General features: G+C 38.7%; 19 protein-coding genes. 7 read left to right on the forward strand and 12 right to left on the reverse strand.

Annotation, left to right across the window (positions count from 1 at the left end):
* Nucleotides 1-1,749, reverse strand: coding sequence for an ATP-binding protein (locus PP182_RS07565; RefSeq protein WP_272650744.1), 1,749 nt, complete (start codon nucleotides 1,747-1,749; stop codon nucleotides 1-3).
* A gap of 153 nt (nucleotides 1,750-1,902) precedes the next feature.
* Between PP182_RS07565 and PP182_RS07570 the strand changes: the two genes are divergently transcribed.
* Nucleotides 1,903-3,186, forward strand: coding sequence for a dipeptidase (locus PP182_RS07570; RefSeq protein WP_272650745.1), 1,284 nt, complete (start codon nucleotides 1,903-1,905; stop codon nucleotides 3,184-3,186).
* Between the two features lie 5 nt (nucleotides 3,187-3,191).
* Here the strand turns inward: PP182_RS07570 and PP182_RS07575 are convergent, their stop codons facing one another.
* The gene (locus PP182_RS07575) at nucleotides 3,192-3,593 is read right to left on the reverse strand and encodes an acyl-CoA thioesterase (RefSeq protein WP_272650746.1); all 402 of its coding nucleotides are present in this window, start codon (nucleotides 3,591-3,593) and stop codon (nucleotides 3,192-3,194) included.
* Nucleotides 3,594-3,807: 214 nt separating this feature from the next.
* A complete protein-coding gene (locus PP182_RS07580; protein ID WP_272650747.1) occupies nucleotides 3,808-4,701 on the reverse strand; it encodes a DUF72 domain-containing protein in 894 nt (297 codons plus the stop codon).
* 141 nt (nucleotides 4,702-4,842) lie between these two features.
* On the opposite strand from PP182_RS07580, the gene PP182_RS07585 reads away from it, so the two are divergent.
* Nucleotides 4,843-5,250: a glyoxalase gene (locus tag PP182_RS07585; RefSeq protein WP_272650748.1), complete on the forward strand. Its 408-nt coding sequence runs from the start codon at nucleotides 4,843-4,845 to the stop codon at nucleotides 5,248-5,250.
* Here PP182_RS07585 and PP182_RS07590 read toward each other — a convergent pair.
* A complete protein-coding gene (locus tag PP182_RS07590) occupies nucleotides 5,242-5,922 on the reverse strand; it encodes a DUF2461 domain-containing protein (protein ID WP_272650749.1) in 681 nt (226 codons plus the stop codon). The genes PP182_RS07585 and PP182_RS07590 overlap by 9 nt on opposite strands.
* Nucleotides 5,923-6,017: 95 nt before the next feature.
* Here PP182_RS07590 and epsC point away from each other — a divergent pair, with 95 nt between their 5' ends.
* Together epsC and cysM are read left to right on the forward strand one after the other, a co-directional pair.
* Complete coding sequence (gene epsC / locus PP182_RS07595; protein WP_272650750.1) at nucleotides 6,018-6,809, forward strand: serine O-acetyltransferase EpsC; 792 nt, start codon at nucleotides 6,018-6,020, stop codon at nucleotides 6,807-6,809.
* Nucleotides 6,802-7,686 carry a cysteine synthase CysM gene (gene cysM / locus PP182_RS07600; protein WP_272650751.1) on the forward strand — a complete coding sequence of 295 codons (885 nt, stop codon included), beginning with the start codon at nucleotides 6,802-6,804 and terminating at the stop codon, nucleotides 7,684-7,686. The genes epsC and cysM overlap by 8 nt, the downstream gene beginning before the upstream one ends.
* Nucleotides 7,687-7,765: 79 nt before the next feature.
* Here the strand turns inward: cysM and PP182_RS07605 are convergent, their stop codons facing one another.
* The 3 genes from PP182_RS07605 to PP182_RS07615 form a co-directional block, all read right to left on the reverse strand.
* A complete protein-coding gene (locus PP182_RS07605) occupies nucleotides 7,766-8,299 on the reverse strand; it encodes a hypothetical protein (RefSeq protein WP_272650752.1) in 534 nt (177 codons plus the stop codon).
* Nucleotides 8,300-8,488: 189 nt separating this feature from the next.
* Nucleotides 8,489-9,586, reverse strand: coding sequence for a magnesium/cobalt transporter CorA (gene corA / locus PP182_RS07610; RefSeq protein ID WP_272650753.1), 1,098 nt, complete (start codon nucleotides 9,584-9,586; stop codon nucleotides 8,489-8,491).
* Nucleotides 9,587-9,628: 42 nt separating this feature from the next.
* Entirely contained in the window at nucleotides 9,629-10,414 is a 786-nt protein-coding gene (locus PP182_RS07615; protein WP_272650754.1) for a tRNA pseudouridine synthase A, read from the reverse strand.
* A gap of 88 nt (nucleotides 10,415-10,502) precedes the next feature.
* On the opposite strand from PP182_RS07615, the gene PP182_RS07620 reads away from it, so the two are divergent.
* Together PP182_RS07620 and PP182_RS07625 are read left to right on the forward strand one after the other, a co-directional pair.
* Nucleotides 10,503-10,940, forward strand: coding sequence for a hypothetical protein (locus PP182_RS07620; RefSeq protein WP_272650755.1), 438 nt, complete (start codon nucleotides 10,503-10,505; stop codon nucleotides 10,938-10,940).
* Nucleotides 10,941-11,077: 137 nt separating this feature from the next.
* Complete coding sequence (locus PP182_RS07625; RefSeq protein ID WP_272650756.1) at nucleotides 11,078-11,566, forward strand: hypothetical protein; 489 nt, start codon at nucleotides 11,078-11,080, stop codon at nucleotides 11,564-11,566.
* Nucleotides 11,567-11,736: 170 nt separating this feature from the next.
* On the opposite strand, the gene PP182_RS07630 is transcribed toward PP182_RS07625, so the two are convergent.
* The 5 genes from PP182_RS07630 to PP182_RS07650 form a co-directional block, all read right to left on the reverse strand.
* On the reverse strand, nucleotides 11,737-11,886 hold the full coding sequence (locus tag PP182_RS07630; RefSeq protein ID WP_272650757.1) for a hypothetical protein: 150 nt from the start codon (nucleotides 11,884-11,886) through the stop codon (nucleotides 11,737-11,739).
* A gap of 216 nt (nucleotides 11,887-12,102) precedes the next feature.
* Nucleotides 12,103-12,543: a hypothetical protein gene (locus tag PP182_RS07635; protein ID WP_272650758.1), complete on the reverse strand. Its 441-nt coding sequence runs from the start codon at nucleotides 12,541-12,543 to the stop codon at nucleotides 12,103-12,105.
* Nucleotides 12,544-12,733: 190 nt separating this feature from the next.
* Nucleotides 12,734-14,203: a magnesium chelatase gene (locus PP182_RS07640; protein ID WP_272650759.1), complete on the reverse strand. Its 1,470-nt coding sequence runs from the start codon at nucleotides 14,201-14,203 to the stop codon at nucleotides 12,734-12,736.
* A gap of 8 nt (nucleotides 14,204-14,211) precedes the next feature.
* The gene (locus PP182_RS07645) at nucleotides 14,212-14,625 is read right to left on the reverse strand and encodes a hypothetical protein (protein WP_272650760.1); all 414 of its coding nucleotides are present in this window, start codon (nucleotides 14,623-14,625) and stop codon (nucleotides 14,212-14,214) included.
* Between the two features lie 31 nt (nucleotides 14,626-14,656).
* Nucleotides 14,657-15,817, reverse strand: coding sequence for a vWA domain-containing protein (locus tag PP182_RS07650; protein WP_272650761.1), 1,161 nt, complete (start codon nucleotides 15,815-15,817; stop codon nucleotides 14,657-14,659).
* A gap of 262 nt (nucleotides 15,818-16,079) precedes the next feature.
* On the opposite strand from PP182_RS07650, the gene PP182_RS07655 reads away from it, so the two are divergent.
* On the forward strand, nucleotides 16,080-16,895 hold the full coding sequence (locus PP182_RS07655; protein WP_272650762.1) for a DUF1853 family protein: 816 nt from the start codon (nucleotides 16,080-16,082) through the stop codon (nucleotides 16,893-16,895).
* Nucleotides 16,896-17,036: the final 141 nt, after the last annotated feature.

Consider the following 17,036-nt stretch of genomic DNA (forward strand, 5'->3'; position numbering starts at 1 on the left):
TTATTTTTCTTTAGAAACCTGAGTAAATGCCTTGTCTATTTCCTTTTCATAATCTGGATAAATCCTGAGGAAATCTTGAAACAGGGATTGTATCTTTGTTTCCTCCTCTTTCTCACAACTTCCCTGCATATCTACCATCATCTGCACCAAATCATCCAGTTTTAGCATTTTTAACCCTGCTTTGAGCTTGTGTGCGGCAAACCCGATTTCTTTTAAATTTTTCTGTTTAAGATTTATTTTTACAGAACCTATAAACTCGTAAACATTCTGTTTAAAAAGTCGTATCAGTTCCTCCAAAACCGAAATATCACCACAGCAATCATTGAGCACGCCATCAATATCTACCGTTTTTTTAGGATTCCCAGAAATCATTTCTTTTCCTAGAAGAACTTTACTTTCGCTAGATAGTGATGTCTCCTTTTTTGCCCTAATGACTTTTCGCAATAATTCATCTAGGGTATATGGCTTTAAAAGGAAATCATTGATTCCAGATGCAACACAATTCTCTTCGTCTTGAGCGGTAAAATCGGCACTTATTGCAACAATCGGCACTTGGTTTATCTGTTTATCCTCCCTTATTAGGTTTGAAATTTGGAATCCGTTCATTCCGGGCATCTTCAAATCCATTAATATTAAGTCGATAGTTTGTGTTTTTAATATACCCATCCCTTTATCCGAATTGGAAGTAACATATACCTTGCATCCCCATTTGTCCAATTGTTCCTTAATAAGGTGCTGGTTCATTATGTTGTCCTCGAATACCAATATTTTGGTACCTAATAAAAGTTCCTTACCCTTTTGGGCACTAATCGTGCTCAAGGTGTTATTAGGAATGTTTTTAGATACTCCTTTTTTGTAGGGTATTTTAAAATTAAAAGTGGATCCTGCTCCTATTTTACTCTCTGCCGATATCTGCCCTCCTTGTTTTTCAACTAGCTCCTTAACAATGCAAAGGCCAAGACCAGTTCCACCATACTTGGAAGAAGTATATTGATCACCTTGTTTAAAATATTGGAATACTCTGTCAATTTGGTCCTGTGACATCCCGATACCGGAATCTTTGATAGTAAACTCCAAGTTATAATCCCCGTTGTTCGAATTGATCGCGTTTATTTCTAAATGTATAAATCCCTTCTCCACAAATTTTACGGAGTTTCCCAGAAGATTTAGAAGTATTTGGGATAGTTTGGATGGATCCCCTATTAAAGTATTTGGGATTTTGTCGTCTATCTTGACTTGTAAATCGATTTTCCGGTCAATTAACAGGGTCTGACAGAGAAAAATTACATCGTTGATCAAACTACGAAAATTAAAATCCACTTCCATAAATTCCTCCATTCCGGAAGAAATTTTGGAGTATTCCAAAACCTCGTTTATGATTTCCAATAGGTTATTTGAGGCCATTTCTATGGCATTTACCTTTTTTGATTGACTCTGGCTCAGGTTATCTTCCTTTAAAAGGTTGGTAAAACCAATTATACCATTCAAAGGAGTACGTATCTCATGGCTTATGTGTGCAATGAATTTTGTTTCCTGGTTTGCTGGAGTATCTGATTTATTAAAGGTTTTAGAGGAAGAAGCGGAATTTCCACTCCCTTCTTGGAATATTTTTTGCTCCAAATGACACTTAAATTCTTCAAATGAATCTTTTAAACTAGTTGCCTCGTCGGCACTCAAAGACTCAAAGGAAAATTTGGATATGGTAGATTCCAAATGGTTTAGTTGACTAAGTAAATCTTGTGTTTTCACAATTGACATGGGTTGTTCGGTGTTTTCAGCAAACTTTTTCAGTTTGTGATATTTTAAAATTCCTGCTTTCCTGACCTACCCACAATTAAATGTTCTATAGGCTTCCTTTTTTGTTGTGAATAGCCTTTATTTGTAGGTATAAATTTTCACATAATGAAGCAATACATCTATTTATTGGGTATTCTGACGGTGTTTGGCTGTCAACAAAAAGAGCCAAAGTCAACGGAATCCTTAGAAGAAAAAGCACAAAGAATTCACGAAAAGGTTATCACCTTGGATACGCATGATGATATCAATGTCGCAAATTTCACGGATAGTGTTAACTATACGCAGAGACTGGGTACCCAAGTGAATATTCCCAAAATGGAAGAAGGTGGCTTGGATGTAGCTTGGTTAATCGTTTATACGGGTCAGGATACCTTAACCTCCGAAGGATATGCAAAAGGTCGAGAGAACGCCATGGAGAAGTTCGATGCTATCCATAGACTATGTGAGGAGATTGCTCCGGATGAAATTAATTTGGCGCTTACCTCGGAAGATGTAAGAAGAATACATTCCGAAGGAAAAAAAGTAGCCATGATCGGTGTTGAAAACGCCTATCCAATGGGGGAAGATCTCTCCAAGTTCGAACGCTACCATGCGTTAGGTGCAAGATATGTTTCGTTGGCACATAATGGACACAGTCAATTTAGTGATTCCAATACCGGAGAACGGGATTCTGTATGGTTGCACAATGGCTTAAGTGAATTAGGTAAAAATGCTGTAGCTGAGATGAATAGACTGGGAATCATGATAGATGTTTCGCATCCATCCAAGGAAGCAATGAAGCAAATGATAGCTCTTTCAAAAGCACCGATTATCGCGTCACATTCCTCGGCGAGAGCCTTATGTAATCATAGTAGGAATTTGGATGATGAACAATTACAATTGATGAAGGAAAATGGTGGTGTTGTCCAAACCGTAGCCTTTAGTTCCTATTTGAATACAGAAAAAGACGAATCGCGTTCAGCTTACATGAAAGATATCTATCAAGAAGTAGCCGATTCTTTAGGGATTGAATGGTTTGAACGTTCACAGTTCCAAAGTTTAACGGATGCCCAAAAAGAGTCCTTAATGGAAAACTATCCTAAGGTAACAAAGATTGGGGAGGAATTAGTAAAGGAAAGAACAGATGCCCCACAACCAGTGAATGTTTCGGATTTTGTGGATCACATTGATTATATGGTCGAATTGATAGGGATTGACCATGTAGGTATTAGTTCTGATTTTGATGGTGGTGGCGGCATAGATGGCTGGTCCGATGCCTCCGAAACCTTTAATGTTACCTTGGAATTAGTAAAACGCGGGTATACCGAAGCGGAAATCGCAAAATTATGGAGCGGAAACCTACTTCGAGTTCTAGACGAAGTGCAAAGTGTGGCTAAGTCTATGTCCTAAGCTAACTAAGAAACCTCGGTCGCTGCTAACCTATCCTTTACAAACTCTATTTTTGTTTTGCCATGGGGTGCCGGTTTACCATTTTCACCAAGGTTGACCATGATAATATTGTCCACGGTAACAATGGTTTCGTGATTCATCTTATTCCGGACCTCGCAATTAAGTGTAAGGGATGTTTTACCAAATTTTACGACCTGAATTCCTATTTCCACAACGTCACCCTGTTTAGCTGCGCTCATGAAATTAATTTCAGACATATATTTGGTCACTATTTTACTGTTCTCTAGCTGTATAATACTATATAAGGCGGCTTCTTCATCAATCCATGCCAACACTTTTCCTCCAAATAAGGTGCCGTTTGAGTTTAAATCTTCCGGCTTTACTAATTTTCTTGTATGGAATCTCATATTATGATGTTTTATTTGTCAAAATTAAAACGAAAAAACAAGGTCATGATTGTCTTTATAGGTATTTAACAATCAGAATTATGAACATGGAAAAAGCAGTAAGCCCCAAACGAATAATTCTTAAAATTAGGTGATTATTTTTTCCTTTATCTAGATTTACAACCCCTTAGCTTCATTCATTTTAACATAATATTAGATTAACAGTACAATTGACTCAAAATAATGAAGGAGGGTCGAGAAGTGTGTTCGGAATTTTTAGGTCACACCCCCATTTTTTATTCAATTTTCTAATAAAATACGCGGACAACAACGGAGATTCCAATTCCATATTTTGATGCACAAAGAAGTTTATTTTCTTTAGTCCCAAGGACTTCCATTCATTTAGCCTTGTTATCCAGTCGTCCAATCTCGAATAATCACTTTTATGGTTGGCTCCGACAAAGCGAATAAAAGCTTCATCATTAGTGAGTCGCATATGCATCAAATCCCTTCTTCCGGCCGTATCGACCAAAATATTTGCGATACCATTTTCTTCTAATAACTGATAGAGTTCCTGTGCCACTTTTTCATCATTGAACCAATCCGTGTGTCTAAATTCAATGGCTAACCTAAATTCCTTGGGCCAATTTTCTACAAAGTGTACTACCCTGTTCCAATCTTTTGGACTGAAATTACTGTGCATCTGTAGAAATAACGTTCCAAGTTTTTGCTCCAAGTTAGAAGTAACATCAAGATAATTCTGTAAGACCGGATAGGCATGCTCGTTTAGACGCCTCAAATGACTAACGTTTTGAACTATTTTAGGAAAAAAAGTGAAGTTTTCCGGCGTTTTTTCCTTCCACTTTTGATACGTCTCCGTTGGAAAGATTCTATAAAATGTAGCATTCAACTCTATACAATTAAATTGTCTCGAATAATAGGAAAGTTCATCCTTCGTACCTCTTGGATAAAAATTCTTTAAATCTTGTTTGTTCCATTTAGCGCAGCCCACATGAACCGTGAAAGCATCTGTATCATTTAGATTTTTAATTAGGGTTTCCGTGTTTTTATGGTCCATGGGCATACTAAAATCGATAAGTTCTGGCCGGTCTACTTTTCCAAATTTCATAGTATCAAAATAATCCATAAAAATAAGGAATTCGACTGGGTAAGATTTAGAATTCCTATTGTTTATAACCCCGTTAAAAACTAAAGTCATTTGGCCTAGAGCCGCCTTACTTTATCTTTATCTTTATAAAAACCACGCAAAATGAACGAGAGGTCCCAAAAGTTGCTTCAGATTCGTCCAGAAATTCCTTCAGCCAAAATACTTCCCAACATGAGTAACGACGAGCGGTTTCAGAATGAAACGCTTCGCCCCATCATCAAGCTTCAGAACGATTTATTATTGGCATCTTTTCAAAACTATATTGTAAAGGGAAAGAATTCATTTTATACGTTAAACATTGAAAATCGTTTAAACTATATCACGAATGCGATTCAAAAGGATATAAAGTTCAGGAATTCCCTTAAGGGGATGGTCATTGGCCAATTTACCTTGGAGGAATATGAGACTTATATCAAGAATTCCTCGGCCCTAAACAAAAGAATGATGAATATGGTCATTAAGAGGTTGCAGGACCAAATTCAATGTTTTGAAAAGGAAGTCTTAGTCTAATAACGATTCACCATTAAGATTGGTGGTCAAAATATTGCTCATCAAATCAAAATAAGGACGTATAGCCATAAAGGATTTATCTATTTTATCCAGAAAATCTGGCGAAAGAACTTCCTTGTCCGTAAATCTTCTAATAAAAATGAACTGCTTTTTTCGAATGAGGTCAATATTGGGGTCTTCTTTATCGAATCCCTTTGGGGCTGTTTTCAATTCCTCCCCTTCCATCTCGCCCCAAATCTTTTGAAAATCGTAGTTTTCCATAATTTTTCTCACTTCGGTGGCATCAACCTCCCATTCCTTTCTTATCCGCAGTAAATCCTCTTTCTCCGGATTCCAGAAACCTGTCGCAATAAAGCTTCCCTCGGGTTGTATATGAACATAATATCCACCACGTCTTTCCACACCCAATCTCTTGTAGGATGCCGAAAGATTATACTTATATGGAGTTTTGTCCTTTGAAAACCGGATATCCCTATAGATTCTAAATATCTTAAGTTTTTCAATCTTATCATGTGAATTCAGTTTCTCCATCACCGCCTGAAAAAACGCTTTTGCTTCTTTTTTGTGTGTTGTAAATCTATCTTTATGATTACCAAACCACTCCCTGTTATTGTTATTCTTCAATTCCGTTAAAAATTCCAGGGTATTTTTGGTAATTATAGCATTTGACATACGACTTAGAAATTATGTGATTTTAAGCTAAAGTTAACCATTTGCAGGAAAGGCCTTTTAAATTAATGGTTAATTTTGATGTATAAACCAAGCCAATGAGCCACCAATCGATTGTTGAAAAGATAAATATTCATAAAAAGCAGCCCAACCTGCGATTTCGTCTAAAAAAAGACGTGGAAACCTTTACCGATTTATTATTCTATACCTTATTTGACATTGAAACGCCTGTTGCGGACAATTTAGAAGCACTGGAGGCAAAGTTTGATAGTTTGGTAAATTTGGCCTGTTGGGAGTTTCAAAAGCCATGTAAAAAGGTATGGGCCAATTATGTGCAAAAGTTGCCGAATATCTTGGAAAAACTTAATAGGGATGCGGAGGCCACGGTAAACTGTGACCCTGCTTCCCTCTCTATTGAAGAAGTGTATATGGCCTATCCCGGCTTTTATGCCATTGCCATCTACAGGCTAGCCCATGAGCTATATAGTATTGGATTTCCATTAGTTCCTAGACTAATGACCGAGTATGCCCACCGTCAAACTGGGGTCGATATCAATCCTGGAGCACAAATCGGGGATTCCTTTCATATTGATCATGGCACCGGTGTTGTAATCGGTGAAACGGCCATCATTAAAAATCATGTAAAAATCTATCAAGGGGTTACCTTGGGCGGACTTTATGTGGCCAAGCATTTGCAAAAGACCAAAAGGCACCCTACTATTGAAGATAACGTGACCATCTATGCCAATGCCACTATTTTAGGAGGTGACACGATAATTGGAGCCAATAGTGTTATTGGGGGTAATGCATGGTTAACGGATTCAGTTCCCGCAAATAGTACAGTATACCATTCCCCTGAAATTAAAATTAAAACCCAGACAGATGTCTAAATCGATAATAGACCTAATCGGTAATACCCCCTTGGTAGAATCCAGGGTACTGAATACAAATCCCAACGTAAAACTATATTTCAAGTTAGAAGGACACAACCCGGGTGGTAGTGTCAAGGACAGGGCCGCTTATAATATGATTAAAAGTGGGCTCGATCGTGGAAGTTTGAAGCCTACAGACAAGCTTATTGAGGCAACTAGTGGAAATACGGGCATTGCGTTGGCCATGATTGCAGGCGTATTTGGTTTGGATATCGAATTGGTAATGCCGGAAAACTCCACAAAGGAACGTGTACAAACCATGCGAGCCTATGGAGCAAAAGTGACGCTGACTTCTTCCGATGTTGGAATAGAAGGAGCACGGGATTATGCCGAAAATAAAGTAAAGGAGGAGGGTTTTGTCATGATCAATCAGTTTGCCAATGATGATAATTGGAAAGCCCATTACAAGACTACGGGACCTGAAATTTGGAATGACACCGACGGGAAAATCACACATTTTGTATCCGCTATGGGCACCACGGGGACCATTATGGGAACGTCCACTTTTTTAAAGGAAAAAAATAAAGACGTTCAAATTGTAGGGGTACAACCGTCAGACAATGCAAAAATCCCGGGAATTCGGAAATGGCCAGCAGAATATCTGCCCAAAATATTCGATGCCTCCAAAGTGGATCAGGTTATGGAGGTTAATGAGACGGAGGCAATTGAAATGGCAAAACGCCTGGCAAAGGAAGAAGGTATCTTTTCGGGAATGAGCTCCGGAGGGGCGGCTACCGTGGCTTTACGATTGGCCGACCAGTTGGAAAGTGGCGTAATTGTTTCCATTGTATGTGACCGAGGAGATCGTTATCTTTCCTCTGATTTATTTGATTAATCAAATATTTTTAAAGCAAATAAAAATGGAGCCAAATACATGGCTCCATTATCTTTTATAAGCAATCTAATTAGTCAACTTATTTGGAATTGTCCATATCCCAAGCCTTGTTGTATTCTTCTACGAAAAATTCAACATCCTTACCTTTGTCGTCGGTAAAAATATAAGTCGCTCGGTTTCCACTGGTTTCTTTCGATTTCAGATTCATGTTCTCCACAATTTTTAGACTATTTCCTTCATCTATGGCAACAACCAGTTCATCGGCATTGCTCACTAGGACAAAGTCCTCTGCTGTATCTGACTTATAACTAAAAACTATTTTTTCGTCAAAAGCGTCATCTTCATCATTATCAATTTTCACCGTTTTGGTAATGGTAGCTATGCTATCCGTGATTCTTGTCTGATCAACCTTATCGGCGTCCTTTTCATTATGTTTTATTGTATTTTCTCTCGCTGTAGTGACTTCAACCGACCTTTTTACCATCTTATCTCCCATATCTACATTATAAGTTTTGGTGGTGGTAGTTTGTAAAACCTCGGAATTGCCTTCTTGCGCCAGAGTGACTCCGCTTACAAAAAGTAAACCGGCTATAATCATCTTCATATTCTTCATTATACTAAATTTTAAGATTCATAAAATAACATGCAACGTAACTCAATGCCGTTACATCATTCTTTAGAATAATATAACTGAAAACAACATAAACGACTGACGCAAAAGCGATTAACTTTTGTTGATTCAATGAAAATAAACCGTATAGACCCATTTGGGACTGGTAGTTTACTGATTTTCAACAAGAATTTATAACCAGTTCTTTCTCTTAAAATAAATCAACATCCCAATAAAGAGGAGAATCATGACCGCCCAGACGACATAATATCCATATTCGTAGTGTAGTTCGGGCATGTGTTCAAAATTCATTCCGTAGATACCGGCAATAAAGGTCAGTGGAATAAAAATGGATGCCATAATGGTCAGTACTTTCATGACCTCGTTCATTTTATTACTCATATTACTCATATACATCTCCATGAGGCTCATGCTCATCTCCCTGTATATTTGTAGGCTTTCGTTTATTTCCAAGGAATGGTCCAAGGCATCTCTTAAAAATAATTTGGTATCATGCTTGATTAATGGACTTTCGGAATCGATTAATCTACTTACCAGTTCCTTGACCGGAAATATCCACCGTCGTATTTTTAGGACTTCTTTCTTTAATTGCTGAATATGCTGGGCTACAATCGGTTTTGGATTGGCATAGACTTCTTCCTCCAAAAGTTCGATACGATGATTAATTTGTTCCAATACCAGAAAATAATTATCGATTATCGCATCTAGTAGGGCAAAAAAGAGATAATCCGCTCCCCTAGTCCGTATACGACCAGATTTGGCTGCAATCCTATTTCTGACCCCATCAAAAACATCTTCCTTTACTTCCTGAAATACGAGTACGGTATTCTCCATAAGTACCATGGCCATATGTTCTGGGACAATTTCATCATTTTCGTTCAGGTATAGCATTTTGAATACGCCAAAAATATATCCTTCATATTCATCGATTTTTGGTCGCTGGTCGGTATTTACGGCATCCTCTAAAATCAAATTGTTCAAAACGAATCCTTTTCCCAATTCTTCAATAAATTGCTCGTCGGTAATCCCAATCACATTAATCCAGGAAGTCTTTGCTTCTTTCCTATATTTTAAGATGTCCTCCAGGCTTTCCACTTTCTTTGTATCCACCTCATCCGCATCGTAATTGGTAACATAGACGACACTATCGGATTTCTCCTTGGTACCTAAATAATTTACCGTTCCTGGGGCTGAACCCAATTTGCCCTGAACTCTGGATACTTTTTTCTTTCTTTTCGGTAAACCTATTTTTCGTCTTTTACCCGCCATATTTAAACTTTAACTAAAGATAACCAAAAGCTTGCAGCCAAATCAGTCGATTTTTACTTCATTCAATAAAAGCCCGGAGCCCGGAGCAACGAATGTTAAGGTCACTCTCTTATTTGGATCCAGGGAGTCCGTTATATCCGCTTTCGTCAAATCTCCCTTCCCGACCTGAATCAAAGCTCCCATAATCATTCTAATTTGATAGCGCATAAACCCTTGCCCCCTAATGACCAAGGCATAGCTTTCGCTCGGAAAGAAATTCCCGCTAATAAATGTATTGTTTTGTATTTCACAGAAATCTACAGTTCGTATTACTTGGGTATTCGGTTTTAAACGGGCCGTATACGACATGAAATTAAAAGTACCAACAAACAATTTGGCAACCTCTTTCATTAAGGATATATCTAAAGTATCGATGACATTGTAAAGGAAAGGCGCGCAAAAGGGATGATTTTTTTCACCAAAAGAAAACAAATAGACATACTCTTTGGATTTGCTGTTATGTATGATATTAAAATCCTTGGTCGTAGGAATAATTTCCCCGGCGCGAATATCTGGTGGAAGGTTTCTATTGAATAGCTTCAAAAATTCATCTAAATCGGCCAAAGGTTCATTTTCAAGAAATAACTCAAAAATACCGTCCAAGGCAGAAACTTTGGCATCCGTTCGTCCTGAACTTAGAAGCTTGAATTTTTTACCGGGCAATACATGATTAAAAGTTTTGGTAAGCATACCTTCAATAGTACGCTGCCCCGGTTGTATTTGCCAACCACTGTATCTAAAACCTAGATATTGAATTTTTATAAGGTAGTAATAACGAGTTCTTTGCATTTTAAAATGATAAATTTAAAGGGGTTTGGTTCGTCATTGACGTCAAACTTTTTTGTAATTTAATCACAACTAATCTAAACCAATAATTATGACAACAGAAACCAAAGTTAAACCACCCACGTGGTTTTGGATCGTTAGTATTTTAGCACTACTATGGAATTTGACAGGAGCCATGGCCTATGTGGGTCAGGCGTATATGTCTGTCGAAGATTTGGCCGCCCTAAGCGAGGCGGAGCGGACTTTATTTGAAACACAGCCCGCATGGGTAACAGGGGCCTTTGCCGTTGCTGTTTGGGGTGGTACTCTAGGATGTATATTTCTTTTATTGCGGAAAAAATGGGCCAAACCTATATTTATTATCTCCTTAATTGGCATTATTGCACAAATGAGCTACTCATTCTTTATGAGTAACAGTTTTGAAGTTTATGGTCCTGGCGGCTTGGTGATGCCGATTATGGTTCTTATCATTGGAATCGCCCTTATTTTATTTTCAAACAAGGGGATTAGGAAACAATGGCTAACGTAATAACCTTATAAATAATACCTTAGTCGAGTCGGAATTTATTTTAAAGATTTGAACGTGTCGTTCGTCGAATTTTTAGAATAAATGAAAATTGTGACCGTTTAAGAAGGAATAATTGTTTTTATAATCGAAATTCAAACATGCTCAAGTCTATTAAAGGAATTTTCACATGGAAGCGAACGCTTTTATTATCCTTGATCAGTATTCTTTTATTAAATGTGTTCAGTTTTTATGGGCTTTACACCAATAAATTCTACTTCTTCAAGGTGGACAACTATATTTTCCCCATCCTCTCCCTGGCTCATGTCATATTTTTATATGTCATGTGGTTTAAGATAAAGGAAGCCGAGCTAAGTGATGTTCCCATGCGAAATTTGGAGTATGGACTTTATTTTGTGAGCTTGGTCTATCTCTTTAAAGTATTCGAGACCCTATTTACCCTTTTATCGTATAATCAATATGAAAACCACTTGATTCCAGGAACCTTCCTGCCTATAGGTATTTTAATGCTGGTACTTTATCTTATGCTATTTGGACTTACTTTTCTGACCTTTAGTTATAGAAGGGAAATTGTAGGTACCTATGCCTTTGACGATATGAACCAGCATGTTGATAACTGGAATTCATAGAAAAGAATATTAACCCTCATAACCAACGAGCAATTTTAAAAGCATAGATGTTGTCTGGTCGAGCGCAGTCGAGACCTGTTTTTTCCGGCTAGGAGTTCTCCCGCTCTGCGACGTCTGCAACTTCGCAATTCATCAAAAAATAGGCTGCAAGGGCTTTTTTCGATGCTTGCTTAATCATTTTGCTTACCTAAAAAAGATACAAAGTTGTCCGATACTTTTTCCATTGCCAAAAAAGTATCCAAAAAGGCTAGGCTGATTTTAGGATACTTGAAATCCAAGAAGTCCTTGCGCCGCATCGCCCAGACCGTTTCCGATTGCATCGGAATACTTTTTGGGCGATTTCCTTATTGACAAACCAAAGCCTTCCGGATTTACTACGCATCCCAAAATAGGCCGGTTTTTCACCAAGCAGCATTTCCTATTACTTCCTCACTTTTTGCAAACTAAAAAAAGCTCCCCTCCCTGGTGAGGGCCGGGTGTTTCGCCTTGGCGGAACGGGGAGGGTCGGGTTTAAATCCCTCATTGTAATTTTGCAACTACTTTTTCCCTATAGCTTTCAATAATCTTTCATCAAAATATTCTCTAAAGCTACTTTCATTAATATTACCTTCAATTAAATCTTTAATGGTATTCTCCTTAATTCTTATGTTTTTTACATTTCTATTTCCTCCAATCTCGTTTAAATAAAGAGTATCGTCAATTATACTTATTTCTGACCTTTCTATAAATTTAGAATCAGTATTAATTCTTGTGGAAAAAACTCCATTTTTAATCTTATATTCTAATTCAGTTACTCCTAAGGCTCCTTCAAAGTAATAAACATTTTCATCTGTAAAATACATTTCTAAGTAATCTCCTAAGATATCTTCATCATAAATGGTTCCCCAACTAGTATTTTTAAAATCAATACTTTTATTTTCCTGAGAGGAACAATTAACAAGACACATGCAACTAATAATTAATACTAAATTCTTCATATTTTTTTAATATTTTATCCACCCACTCTGCTAAGTTTCCAACTTCGAAGTTGTCGGTTTATTTTATTTTTTCTGTACCGAAGTCACAGACTTTGCAAAATTGGACTCTCAACTCCTAGCCCGAAAGAAATTTTCATTCTGGTAGGGTCTCGAATTGACGGAAGAAGATAATTTTAAGGCAGCCTCTCTATTAGATATCCTTTAAAAAACTGCTATACAAGTCCTTAAACTGATACCCTTCCGAAAAGCGTTGTTTGTTCAGTTTCCTATGGGAAACCAATCCCCATAGCAACAGTTCTTTTAAAAAGTATACATCCTCTTTTGGGAATTCCGGTTGATAGGTTTTAATCAATTGGTTTAATTCCGGTATTTCGTCTAAGGCTCTTTTATATTCCTCGTCCGTAAAATCGTCTAGCAACTCAAAACCTTCGCCTTGAAAAAACCAATGGAGCAAGTTATCATACGGAGTTTCCTCATCTTTACGTTCCAGCTTGTTGATTTTAGGGAAATATTCCGGAAAGAGGGACTTTACGGCCTCGTCGATTAAAATACCGGCAACGCCGTCCGCACCTTCTTGTTCCCCTTCATACACCAATTCTATTTTTCCGGTAATGGCCGGAATTACACCCAGAAAATCACTAAGTCTAACCATGGTCTTTTCAGCTCCGGTCAAGAGTGCTCTACGCTCCGCGGTACTTAGGAGATTCTCGAATGCCGTGATACTGGTACGGGCACTAACCCCACTTTTTGCATCTACATATTCACTATTCCTAGCCTCGAAACTGATTTGCTCCAACAAATCTTTGGCCAAATCCGGTACATAGACGGCATCGGACTGCCGTACATCCAAGTTGGACTCTTGTGCGGTAATTTTTCGTGCCGTTTCAATGTCATCGGGATAGTGTGTCAGTATTTGCGAACCGATTCTATCCTTCAATGGGGTTACGATACTTCCCCTATTTGTATAATCCTCTGGGTTTGCCGTAAATACAAACTGAATATCCAAAGGAAGTCTTAGTTTAAACCCTCTGATCTGTATATCGCCCTCCTCTAAAATATTGAAAAGGGAAACTTGTATACGTGCCTGTAAATCCGGTAACTCATTGATGACAAATATGCAGCGATTGGCCCTCGGTATCATTCCAAAATGGATAACACGGTCATCTGCATAGGATAATTTTAGGTTTGCGGCTTTAATGGGGTCTACATCCCCTATTAAATCGGCCACGGTTACATCCGGTGTCGCTAATTTTTCGTAAAAACGTTCCGCTTTGGGCAACCAAGTAATCGGTGTATCATCGCCCTTTTCTGCAATCATTTCCTTTGCATAGCGGGACATGGGAGCTAAGGGGTTATCGTTGATTTCCGAACCTTCCACTACGGGAATGTAATCGTCCAATAAATCCACCATCAACCTTGCCAATCGGGTTTTGGCCTGTCCCCGTAATCCAAGAAGATTAATATTATGACGGGAAAGGATGGCCCGTTCCAATTCTGGAATAACAGAATCTTCGTAACCCCAAACCCCGGTAAAGGTTTCCTTTCCATTTTTAATACGATCGCGTAGATTATCGCGTAGCTCGTCCTTTATACTTTTAGATTGGTAACCTGCCTTTTTCAAGGCACCCAAAGTGTTAATCGCTTTATAGTTCAATTGCATATTTTTTATTAATCAAATGGTAATAATTCTGGTTCTAGATACTTGACTTTTGCCACTTCACAATTAAAGATGTCGCTTACATAATGGCATCCTAATAATTCCTTGAATTGATATTTTAATTTTGGGAATTCGGTAATGAACGCATTGAATGTCTTGGATTCCGACTTCCCCATAAAATAATAAACCGCCCGCACTGAGGCGATAGTCAGGGTGGTATTGTATTTGTCCGAAGCGCCCCAATGTGCCACATACTTTTTTAAATCTTTCTGTATAAATTGTATGGCGTTATCCAAACCTAAATGGGCAAGGTATAACCATGCCAAACGCAAATGCGCCTCATGACTAAATTGCTCTGGGAGTAACCTGCATTGTTGAAAAGCAGTTACAAAGGCAAGGTCCGAATAGTTATTGTCGTTTGTCATGCTATTTTTCTGTATGCTTTGTAAGCCTCGACTACTTTAATCGCTTTCTTCGATTTGTTTCATAATCCTCAAAAATCATTTCTCCCAATCCCTTCAATCCGGTAAAAAAAGCCTTCCCTTTATTGGCTTCCGTAAAATGACGGATAAATTGCATCAAATAAGGGTCTTGGGCAATCATAAACGTAGTAATGGGAATGTGCATCTTACGGGCCTGTCGCGCCATATTATAGCATTTCTCTACGATGTATTCGTCCAGTCCTACACTATTCTTATAGTAGGTGCCATCGGGCATGCGTAGACAACTGGGCTTCCCGTCTGTAATCATAAATATCTGTTTGTTCGTGTTCCGCTTGCGGCGGAGCATATCCATAGCCAATTGCAAGCCTGCGACCGTGTTGGTATGATAGGGTCCTACTTTCAAATACGGTAAATCCTTAATGGGAATGGGCCAGGCGTCATTTCCAAAAACCAAAATATCCAAGGTGTCCTTAGGATAACGGGTGGTAATGAGTTCTGATAGTGCCATGGCAACTTTCTTCGCCGGTGTAATACGGTCTTCTCCGTAGAGAATCATACTATGGCTGATGTCTATCATCAAAATGGTACTCATCTGGGCCTTATACTGTGTATCCTCTACGACAAGGTCCTCCTCGCTCAAATTAAAACTACCGATACCATGATTGACTTGGGCATTTTTTAGGCTTTCCGTCATGGAAATATGTTCCAATCCGTCCCCATAGCGATATTCCCTAAAGTCACCGGTATGCTCGTCCCCTTGTCCGGATTTACCCGTTTTATGGTTTCCGGCACCACTGCGTTTTAGTTTCCCAAAAATTTGGTCCAACGCGCGCTGACGAATAATCCGTTCCATCTTCGCCGTGATGGAAATGGTACCACCGCCAGGTCCTTCGCCTTCCTCACCCTCTTCCCCCATTTCTCCGCCACCATCTTCAAACTCTTCCCGAATGTAGCCTTTGGCCTTCAGATCTTCGATAAAGTCATCAATGGTATAGTTCTCATCGGTGAGCTCATACTCCTTATCCAGTTCCCGTAGCCAATCTATGGCCTCGTCAAAATCGCCCGAAGTATGGGTGATGAGTTCCTGAAAAATATCAAATAATTTATCGAAAGGAGATTGTTCCGGTGCTTCGTAGGGCACAAACCGAAATCCTTTTCTTGTATTCATAGCCATACCCTAAAATTAACATATTTGGTCCGAGTTTCCATCTATTTAAGAAAAGTTAACGTTGGCGGCAGTTTGGATTTATGTGCCTTCGACTCAGATCAGGCACCAAAAAAGGGTGCAACATCCAACGATTTGGTTTTTGAGCGAAGTTGAAATGACTTGTTTAGTTCTGATTTATTGTTTCGACTGTGTTCAACCACCATTTTCTGGTAGCCTATAATCAACCACTAACGACCAACTCCCAATTCTTGATTACCTTCGTAACACCATGTCAGATCATTTAGACCAACAAATACAGGGATTTTTGCAAACCCCACCCTTGTGGACTAAAACACAATTTGGGATGCGCCAGTTTAAGTTTCCCGAAGTGGACCTGACTCACTTCCAACCCAAACCCATTCCACAAAAACTACGTTTGGGACACCAAATGGAACAGGTTTGCAAACAGCTGTTGGACCACTCCCCTACTTTTGAGGTGTTGTTGTACAATGAACCTGTTCGACAGGGGAAACAGACCATAGGGGAAATTGATTTTATCCTTAAAAACAATACTACCGGAAAACTTGTCCACGTAGAACTGACCTATAAATTCTACATCATAAACCCAGAGATATCGGAGCCCATTCACCAATTGATGGGCCCCAACCGGCGGGATATGTTCTTTACCAAGTTGGAAAAGATCAAAAACGAGCAGTTTGGACTGCTACATAGTCCGGCGGGACAAAAAACATTAGCGGAAAATGGAATTCCCTTCCAAAACATCCAGCACCAAACCTGCTACAAGGCGCAATTGTTCGAACCCTACCAAAGTAAGGCAATCAATATCCGACCCTTGAATACCCAATGTATCGTAGGCTTTTGGCTGCGTTTGGATGATTTACGGGCTGCCGATTTCAAAGCCTTTGAATTTTATATTCCCTACAAGGCGCAATGGGTTTTGGAACCCCATAATAAGGTACCTTGGATATCCCACTTTGAAACCCTTATGGAAGTTAACCTACGGTTTTTAAAACAGAATGCTCCTATGGTCTGGGTTAAGAAAAGTGAAAGCCAAATTGAAAAATTTTTTGTAGTCTGGTGGTAGCTTTTTTCGTACGATGTTGTTGATAATTCTTGACAACTCCTTAAGCATAAAAGTTTTGCAACATCACAAAAAAACTAACTTGTTCCTCACATAAAAGCTGTTTATAAATAATTGCTTGTTCACTGCCACCTTACAAAAATC

It is taken from the genome of Maribacter sp. PR1 (genome assembly GCF_028464145.1).
Lineage (GTDB): Bacteria > Bacteroidota > Bacteroidia > Flavobacteriales > Flavobacteriaceae > Maribacter.

Excerpts from the sequence above, each read along its gene's own strand:
- PP182_RS07570 (WP_272650745.1), top strand. The coding sequence starts at position 1,903 with ATGAAGCAATACATCTATTTATTGGGTATTCTGACGGTGTTTGGCTGT.
- PP182_RS07575 (WP_272650746.1), bottom strand. The coding sequence starts at position 3,593 with ATGAGATTCCATACAAGAAAATTAGTAAAGCCGGAAGATTTAAACTCA.
- PP182_RS07580 (WP_272650747.1), bottom strand. The coding sequence starts at position 4,701 with ATGAAATTTGGAAAAGTAGACCGGCCAGAACTTATCGATTTTAGTATG.
- PP182_RS07585 (WP_272650748.1), top strand. The coding sequence starts at position 4,843 with ATGAACGAGAGGTCCCAAAAGTTGCTTCAGATTCGTCCAGAAATTCCT.
- PP182_RS07590 (WP_272650749.1), bottom strand. The coding sequence starts at position 5,922 with ATGTCAAATGCTATAATTACCAAAAATACCCTGGAATTTTTAACGGAA.
- epsC (WP_272650750.1), top strand. The coding sequence starts at position 6,018 with ATGAGCCACCAATCGATTGTTGAAAAGATAAATATTCATAAAAAGCAG.
- cysM (WP_272650751.1), top strand. The coding sequence starts at position 6,802 with ATGTCTAAATCGATAATAGACCTAATCGGTAATACCCCCTTGGTAGAA.
- PP182_RS07605 (WP_272650752.1), bottom strand. The coding sequence starts at position 8,299 with ATGAAGAATATGAAGATGATTATAGCCGGTTTACTTTTTGTAAGCGGA.
- corA (WP_272650753.1), bottom strand. The coding sequence starts at position 9,586 with ATGGCGGGTAAAAGACGAAAAATAGGTTTACCGAAAAGAAAGAAAAAA.
- PP182_RS07615 (WP_272650754.1), bottom strand. The coding sequence starts at position 10,414 with ATGCAAAGAACTCGTTATTACTACCTTATAAAAATTCAATATCTAGGT.
- PP182_RS07620 (WP_272650755.1), top strand. The coding sequence starts at position 10,503 with ATGACAACAGAAACCAAAGTTAAACCACCCACGTGGTTTTGGATCGTT.
- PP182_RS07625 (WP_272650756.1), top strand. The coding sequence starts at position 11,078 with ATGCTCAAGTCTATTAAAGGAATTTTCACATGGAAGCGAACGCTTTTA.
- PP182_RS07630 (WP_272650757.1), bottom strand. The coding sequence starts at position 11,886 with ATGCAATCGGAAACGGTCTGGGCGATGCGGCGCAAGGACTTCTTGGAT.
- PP182_RS07635 (WP_272650758.1), bottom strand. The coding sequence starts at position 12,543 with ATGAAGAATTTAGTATTAATTATTAGTTGCATGTGTCTTGTTAATTGT.
- PP182_RS07640 (WP_272650759.1), bottom strand. The coding sequence starts at position 14,203 with ATGCAATTGAACTATAAAGCGATTAACACTTTGGGTGCCTTGAAAAAG.
- PP182_RS07645 (WP_272650760.1), bottom strand. The coding sequence starts at position 14,625 with ATGACAAACGACAATAACTATTCGGACCTTGCCTTTGTAACTGCTTTT.
- PP182_RS07650 (WP_272650761.1), bottom strand. The coding sequence starts at position 15,817 with ATGGCTATGAATACAAGAAAAGGATTTCGGTTTGTGCCCTACGAAGCA.
- PP182_RS07655 (WP_272650762.1), top strand. The coding sequence starts at position 16,080 with ATGTCAGATCATTTAGACCAACAAATACAGGGATTTTTGCAAACCCCA.